The organism is Lascolabacillus sp., assembly GCF_028696275.1.
Taxonomy (GTDB): Bacteria; Bacteroidota; Bacteroidia; order Bacteroidales; family Dysgonomonadaceae; genus Proteiniphilum; species Proteiniphilum massiliensis.
In genome coordinates this window covers 19,738-28,381 of the sequence record NZ_JAQVHI010000027.1, presented here as the reverse complement: position 1 = coordinate 28,381, position 8,644 = coordinate 19,738, and the positions used below count along the sequence as shown (strand labels likewise).

At 37.4% G+C, this 8,644-nt stretch carries 4 protein-coding genes and 1 tRNA gene; 3 read left to right on the top strand and 2 right to left on the bottom strand.

All coding sequences use genetic code 11. The features are described 5' to 3' along the window. From PHO43_RS07510 to PHO43_RS07500, 3 genes are all read left to right on the top strand, one after another. A partial coding sequence (locus PHO43_RS07510) for a DUF8744 domain-containing protein (RefSeq protein ID WP_288011781.1) occupies positions 1 to 327 on the top strand: 327 nt, incomplete at its 5' end. Between the two features lie 117 nt (positions 328 to 444). Further along, positions 445 to 515, top strand: a tRNA-Gln gene (locus PHO43_RS07505). Positions 516 to 917: 402 nt separating this feature from the next. Beyond that, complete coding sequence (locus PHO43_RS07500) at positions 918 to 1,793, top strand: pirin family protein (RefSeq protein WP_288011779.1); 876 nt, start codon at positions 918 to 920, stop codon at positions 1,791 to 1,793. Positions 1,794 to 1,814: 21 nt separating this feature from the next. On the opposite strand, the gene tamL is transcribed toward PHO43_RS07500, so the two are convergent. Then, positions 1,815 to 4,124: a translocation and assembly module lipoprotein TamL gene (gene tamL / locus PHO43_RS07495; protein WP_288011777.1), complete on the bottom strand. Its 2,310-nt coding sequence runs from the start codon at positions 4,122 to 4,124 to the stop codon at positions 1,815 to 1,817. Further along, entirely contained in the window at positions 4,117 to 8,607 is a 4,491-nt protein-coding gene (locus PHO43_RS07490) for a translocation/assembly module TamB domain-containing protein (RefSeq protein WP_045089824.1), read from the bottom strand. Before PHO43_RS07490 ends, tamL begins: the two co-directional genes overlap by 8 nt. Between the last annotated feature and the right edge of the window lie 37 nt (positions 8,608 to 8,644).

The following is an 8,644-nucleotide window of genomic DNA, read 5'->3' as shown; positions in this document are numbered from 1 at the left end:
AATCCATTTTCTCATGCCTACTTTGGAGCCTATCGCCATGCACTGACCGTCGGCTTTATCATGATGATGATTGTAGGTGTCTCCAGTAAAATTATACCCGGGTTTGCAGGTGTTGATTTCAGGAAAACAAATTCACTTTGGTCTGTTTTTATCCTTCTCAACCTAGGCAATACCTGGCGCATTACTTCTCAGATATTGACTGATTTTTATCCCGAAGCTTTTAGTTTTATCGGTGTCTCAGGTTTTATTGAACTTATAGCCCTTGGATTATGGGGCTACGAAATGATACGTAATATAAAAGCAGGAAAACATATCAGGATAAATTAAGAGGGACTGGTTGAGCATAGATTTTTTATATAAGGTAAAAACTATAGCAATCTTTTTCCTCAAAACTTTTTTTGATAATCACATTTTTTGTACTTTTGCATCATCAAACAGTTTTATTGTCTTATGGTGTAATGGTAGCACAACAGATTCTGGTCCTGTTTGTCTAGGTTCGAATCCTAGTAAGACAACAAACAGCCTCATAATCAATAACATAAGAAAACACAAAAGGATGTCGGACTGACTAATAGTTGGTCCGACATTTTTTATGCTATCTTCTTGGGGTTTAATTATATAAAAATCCTTTTTAGAAGCATTTTGAATCACAAAATATACATACAAAATCAGCACCAAGTTCTAACAATCTACTAACCAACTCCTAATATTCCTTATATGAATATGAGGAGATACTGAAGTTGGTAAGACCTTTATAAGACTCAGGTAAGTACTATGTTCGACTGAAAGTAGATTAATTCATTTAAAATTGATGTTTAAGTGACATCTAATTAGATCAATTAACCAGGATTCTTTGCTGGATCAGGCTAATTTAAATACATTTGAAGAGAAAGAAATTTAATCAAAATAAAAATAACATGATCAATAAAAGAAAAGCAACACAGATTGTCAGAGGACAGCATGCAGTAGACGGCGCAGGAGTACGTTTACGAAGAGTCTTGGGAACAAATAATATTACCGATTTCGATCCATTTTTAATGCTCGACGGATTCGATTCAACAGATCCGGATGATTACATAAAAGGCTTTCCCTGGCATCCTCACAGAGGCATTGAAACAATCACCTATCTTGTGAAGGGAAAGATTGAACATGGCGATAGTCTGGGAAACAAAGGTATTATCAACGACTTGGAGTGTCAATGGATGACGGCAGGATCCGGAATTATTCACCAGGAAATGCCAAAAACATCAGATAGAATGCTTGGATGTCAGCTATGGGTAAATATGCCTGCAAAAGACAAGATGAATCACCCGGCTTATGGTGATATCACACAGGATAAGGTTGTAATAACTGAAGAAGAAAATGCGGTAATCAGAATAATAGCAGGTTCTTACAAAGGTAAAACAGGTGTTTTTGAGGGGAAGTATGTTAAAGTGCAATATTTAGATGTTGACTTGGCTCCTGACAGCACATGGATCTATTCTGAAACACCCAATGATGAAACACTTTTTATCTATCTGCTGGATGGGACACTCGCTGTGGATGAAAAGTTATCTGATTTTGAAAACAAATCATGTGCTGTTCTTTTTACATCTGTCGATAAAAACGCAACAGAAAACGACAGTGTTGTTGTTCGCTCCGGGAACAAGGGGGCACGATTCGTATTATTAGCTGCAAAACCACTTCGAGAGCCGGTTGCTTGGGGAGGTCCGATTGTAATGAATAGTGGCGAAGAACTTGAAACTGCATTTGATGAACTGGACAGAGGTACATTTATCAAACATAAAATATAGTATTTAAAATCGAAGAATTACTTAGAATGGATATCCAATAGCGAAATGGAATGCTAAATCTCTGCCAATATCCGGTTTGAAGACTGTCCATCTTGAACCTATCGGTAGTGCCGGATTATGCGCTTTCATACCGAAATCGAGCCTGAGTAACAGAAAGTTGAGGTCGAGTCTTACCCCCACTCCATAAGCAACACCAAGTTCCTTATAAAAATCATTAATGCTGAATAGTCCACCCGGCTGATCAACATAATCTTTAATTGTCCATATATTACCTGCATCCACAAAACCGGCCAATTCAATAAGCTTGGTAATCTTACGGCGATACTCTACACTGAAATCGAGTTTTACCTCCCCTACCTTGTTACCAAAATCATGCAGAGCAGAATCAGCACTATACGTTCCGGGGCCTAAAGTTCTCGTGCTCCACCCTCTTACACTGTTAGCACCACCACCAAAATAGCGCTTTTCGAAAGGAAGAATATCAGAGTTACCATAAGGTATTGCAACTCCTAAAGAGAAATGAGCGGCAATGGTTCTCCTGTCATCAAAAGAGTACATGGGAGCAATATCAAAATCACCTTTAACATATTCCGAATAGGGAATTTTAAAAAAAGCTTCCCTACCATCTTCGTCCTTTTCACCAGCACCAAGAGTTGTCGCCAGACGTGGCAACCAGCCGGCCAATTCAATTCCTGAACGAATTCTGAAAGGCACTTCGGGCATGTCTCCTCTGGATATACGGTTATAGTTGGTATAAGTTATATTGTAAGCCGATCTAACGATGAGCTGTTCATCATAACTATATCGAAGAATTGGATTTACCTCATCACTAAGGTAGAGATCCTTGAATCGCTGTGATGCCCATGGCATACGTACATAGGTTATACCAACAGGCTCAAGCACATTGAGCAGTTTCCACTCCATTGCCGACCACTGGAATCGTGTTGACAGGTTAAAGAATTGTCTCAGATACTCCGGTCGTTTCTGGAAGTTAGTACCAACAGAAAATTCTGTTGATGCAGAAGGCTGATCCCTTAATTGCTGTAACAACCATGGTAGCAGTAGCTGCGGAATTGAGAGAAATGCTTCTGCTCCATATTCATAGTAGCTGTTATCAATAAGGTCTAAGCTGTCGGAACTTATGAACTCATATGCAGCATTAAGTCTGAATCTAAATGTTTCACCTGCTTTAAAAAAGTTACGGTGTTCATATGTTATATTACTTGCAATACCCAGGTCTCCTGCCGAGTTAGTTCCGTCTACCCCAAACTGCATGTAATGAACATTTCCCGGGTATAGTGTTATTTTAGAATCAATCAGAGATGAGTCATTTCTTTCTGTTGTTGTAAGGTTAATGAAAGTCTGGTTAATTGCAGCCATGCTATTCAGAGATGAATATGTTCTTTCTACAATTCGGTCAGAATATAGTCGCCCCGGTCTTAAAAAGGTATTATAATAAACTGCTCTTGGTTTCAGGAATGGTTCTCTTTCTGATACAATCTGAATACCTCTGTACATAGTTGTATCCAGCAAATTATACTTTGTTGAGTCGTTTATAATATCAGGATCAACCCCATTGATAACTGTTACAATACCAATATTGTATCGTTTGTGAATAGGTGAATCCTCCGGAGTATTCAGAGAAAGAGTAATATCAACCTGATTTTCACCTACTGTAGTATCTGCAAGAAAATAAAAGTTGTCTTTCGAAAAATTATAATAGCCCCTGTTCCTTAAGGTAGTGGCCATATTCACTCTACCCTGTTCAAGTACAGAGAGATCGAAGTTATCACCCTCTTTAATAATATCTAATCGATTAGCTTGTCTCAGTATATTATATATAGTGGTATCTACTGAGTTAATTGTATCATTAAACAGACGTATCCTATGTGGTTCATGACCAATAACATCATATATAACATTTGCTTTTTTATTCTCTTTTACAAAAGTTGTATCAACTTCTGCATTAAGATATCCCTTATTATTAAGATGAAGACGAATCTGTTCAGCTGACACCAATACAAGCTGCTCATTGAATAATACAGGTGGTTCACCATATCTGAGCAACTGGCGATTCAGCCAGGTAGAATCATTTTCAGGTATATTATACATATGTAGTTTCCACTTTCCAACAATGGGTATGGATGAGTTGGGCTTTTGCCTCAGATAAGGTTTAAGGTCTGAAGAACCAATACCTCTGACATCAGAATTGATATCTACTTTATTAAGCAGATAGCTTCCTTCAGGTACTTTCTTAGTAACATCGCAAGCTGCGAATATAATTATCACTACTAATGAAAGCAGAAACTTATTCAAATGTCTATTAATCATCTTCTTTAGGTCTGATAAATCTAAAATTAAAAAGGTCTCTTAGTGAATGTGCCTCTTTTGTTACAACAACACCAACACCCTGAGTAGTGGGGGTTCGACTGTAGAATCTTTCGTTTGCCCTGTTAAAAGCTCGTAACATAAGCCACGTATTTAAATCGTATTCTAAATCGAACTCACCCATAAAAGCCTGTTGAGAAGCCATCATGCTATTATCACCGTAACTGAGATTTGTTGACATCCTCAATCGGTTATTCAGCAACCGGGTTGACACATCAAGTCCCATTCTGACATTATCCAGAGTACCATCAACCGATTCGAGATTTGTGCTGACTGACCAGTTGTCGTTCAATGCACTGGAGAAAAGTGCATCTAGTCCACGCGACAATGTACTGGCTGCAAATTTAGTAAATACGGATGATCCAAAATTGAGATCCGGTGATCCTTGAGAAGGTATAAAGCTTCCTGTTGTTGCCAGATAGGCAAACTGCAGAATCTTGGTTTCTTCGTCGCTAATGAAACTGTTAACTCTCTGTTGAATATCATTAGAGCTTTCAGGCAGTTCAATGTCATATTGCAAATCCATTCCTTCGAGATTACCCCTTATTTGTAGTAAGGCATTAACAGGCACACGAGTATTTGCAAGCTCTGTTGTAAAAGTAGGACTCAAAGCAGTCAGATCTGCTCTCACAGGAAGATATGCAATAATGTTGAACTGTGTATTCATAGGGTCACCTTCCATTGTAAGTCTGCTGCCCTCGCGGATATTAAAATCGACTGTACGAAGATTTTGTAGATTATAATGAAATTTCCCTTTATTTATTTCATAATCACCATACAATCTTACAGGAGGAGTTGATTTGGAGTTGAAGTTGATATTCAGCTCTCCCTCACCATTAACCTCTATAGCGTTTCCGGTCGTAGGGTCAAGCAGTACAGATAGCTCCAGCATAGGATTCAGATCAACTGTGGCCCTCATGATAATTGGAATTGCAGATTTTACTTTAGTGTTTGTAAGGTTTAATTCCTCATCCCTTCTTCTCAGAAAAGCAAGTGAGTCTGACTGATGAGTATTTATATAGATAATACCACTATACTCTGTAGCCTGAGCTGTTTGAGGAAGCATAACCGTTACCTCAGATGCACTTCTGGTGGTTACGTTTCCATCTCCATAAATCCCCATAGGAGAACCAGTGACACTCAGGTTACCAGAAAGTCTCATATCTCCATAAACCATAAGATCAGTACGGTTTTCGTTATTAAGGAGCATAAAATCATCCAGAGTAATACCTACAGTGTAAATCATTCTGCCAAAATTAGTATGGGATAAACTCAGATTCAGCGTTGCTGTTTTATTATTCTGGTCACGGATTACCAGATTCTCTAAACCAACATTGTCTTTTTTGATCTGAACTGTGTCTGACAGATAGTATGTTACATTCGTGTATGCAACTTTTATCTCACCATCTTCAATTCCAAGCCATCCTTCAGTTACTGGCTCAGAGAGACTTCCTGTTATTTTTATGTTTGAGTTTACCCGACCGGAGATCTTACTTAAAGAGCTCACAGTCAGCGGCTGTAGTGCATACAGCTGAAACTCTTCCATAGTTACTGTTACGTCCATTGGCAGAGGACTCTCGCTTCCCGTTGGCACATAACCTTTTATTTCAAGATTTCTTTCCCCATCCTTTATGAGGTAAGCATCGAGATTCAAACCAGAATAGATCTGATCCCAATCACCCTCAATTATTAGTGATCCAATAGTATCGTTATGAACTGTGATATTTTCAATCCTAAGATCCTCTGTAATAATCATTGGCGTTTCAAGTGCCTGACGAATAGTGATTCCTCCGTTTATAGAACCGGCGAAATTAGATATATTCAACGCAGTGAGAATATTTGCAAGTTCTGTATTATTAAAGTATATGCGCAAATTATCCGCTTCACTTTTAGAGGCTATACCATCAATTCCCAACAATAACATCTGATCCTCTGTAATACCGAAATTGGTTATACTAATCCGATCTTTATTGTATACAATAGCTGCATCATTGATATCAATTTTATTCCCATTGAAGTCAATTGTTGAAGGGTGTATTCTTATATTTGATGCAAGATCATTATTTAAATCACGATCAAATCCCATTGAGATTAAAAGGTTGCCTTTTGCACTACTGCTGCTTTTTTCAACATCAAAGGTAAGATTGTTTATTATTGAATCATTAACAGCATCAGTTCTAAGTATAGCATTTATAAAACCATTGCTCTGAACAAGATATGTGTTGAGATTTACGCCAATTCCATCACCTTTGTTGTTTAGATCAACTCTGGTCTCCCTTATATCACTATTACCGAACATAATACGCGGTATATGAGCATTTAATTGTATTGTGTTACCGACAGTCATATCAACACTTCCGTTTATATTTGCCTGTTCAACATTATAAAATGGCAGACCAAATGTGTATGAGAAATCCTCAGTATTATTAAGGAGAATATTAAATTTGAAATTGTTATTACCGGGAATCAGATTTCTTGAATTTATATTTTCAGTATAATTGTAGTTATCACTGTCTGCTGATTCTGAATGCAAATCTTCAGATATAGCTATTAAAGAGGGAAGATGTGGATGCAATACTTGCTTCAACTCCTTTGCTATTGTTGAAAAATAGTAATCACCGATCAGTTCGGCTTCCATAAATGAAGACATAATCTGCAGTCTTTTACCTTCACCTGTATCGGAAAGTGCCTGCAAATATATTGGACCGGGGTTATATATGAAATTGCTGTCAACAATTGAACTGTTTTTAATAACCAGTGTGCCTGCAATATCATCAATTGTTGTTCCTTTCATATTTGCCTCTATCTGTGTTGTCAGAATAGGTGTTTTCCATGACTTCATCTGAATAAAAGGGTTCAGATTTAGTCTTTGCACATTTCCATTGACTATGAATCCCAAGCTATCTCCAAATGTAATATCACCAGTTATATCAAACTGGTTCAATGGTGAATCCATTTTCAGGTTTGCAGAAACATTATTGCCGGCATATAGACCATTGAAATTTATGTCGTTATAAAGATAGTCGTTGTAAATTAATGCCTCGACAACTCCCTCAGCAGAGACTGTAAGTACATCCTCCTTAGGAATGATCACCTTAGTTTTTGCACTTAATGTAGCATTACCAACTCCTGCACCCTCTCCTATTATATTGGAAACATTAAAGTTGTCGACTGTAACCGGACCCTCGAAACTTAGGAAACTAAAACTATTCGTAATTCTGCCTAAGCCGTTCAATGAGACATCTCCCTGCTCAGTATTGATGTAACCATTATAATTGAAACCTCTGAGTTTGCCTATTGCCTGAAGTTCAAGGTTCAGATTTCCAAGTGCAGTTAACTGTGTGGGTGAGACATATTCCGCAGCCCAGACCTGTATGATTGACTCAAGATCTGACTGGGAAACATTCATATTTCTGACATCTACTCTTAAATCACTCTTTTCAAAGTCACTGTAATCCGATATCATACCTGTAATATCGAAATATGTATCAGAACCGTATTGCAATGTAAACTTGTTAAGATTTGCAGAGGGTAATTGCCCGTCAGCAACTATTTCAAAAGAGAGCTTCTCTTTCAGATCGGCAACAGGATAGTAGAATTTCCCAATATCTTTTGGATCTATCTGATCGCTTATCAAATTGAGTGAGAATTCTTTGGTCTCGGTATTGAAGCTGGCACCATTAATTTGAATATCTGAATTATTTAAACTAATCTGAACATAATCGCTTTCCAGTTGCTTCCCCTTACCGGTAACATTTGCTTTAAGGTTATTCAAATATAACCCGGAGTTGTTCTCTACAAAGCTCAAAATATCAATATTAGCTTTCATATCACCAATACTTTGAAAATATGCGTTGGCTTTGAAATTGAAGTTGTAGACGCTGAAATGGTTTACGTTGAACTGACCGGGTGTTTCAGGTTCTGAGAGTATATTATAGTTTATAGTTCCATTTTTTAAAATTATATCTTCTCCTGTAATTAACATTGAATCCTTTTCCTTTTTAACAACAAGAGTATCTTTTTCAGATGTAAATGCATCAATAATAAACTGGAAATTGAAAGGTTCTTCAGCTGTATTACGATATACATTGGCTTTAAAATTCTCAATACCCGTTTTTTGTACTGTAAGTCTGTTTCGAAGAAGATCCAGAGCTCTTATTCTTGCACTTATTCTATCTGCATAGAACAGAGTATCTTGCTTCTGATCCTCAACATATAAACCATTTAACTCTACAGTATTAAAGAGGCGAATACGGATACCATCGAGACTGGCATTTGTCCCTATTGCAGGCTCCAGCTTTTCCAATGCGTAACCGGCAGCCCATTTCTGTATGGGTGGAAGACTAAATGTAATGAAGAGTACTATATTAAGCAGTATAATACTTATTACAACAATTGCTAGAATACGTGCTATTTTTTTTGCCAAACTGAGCTACTTGAAATTATGACACATTTAACTCTTC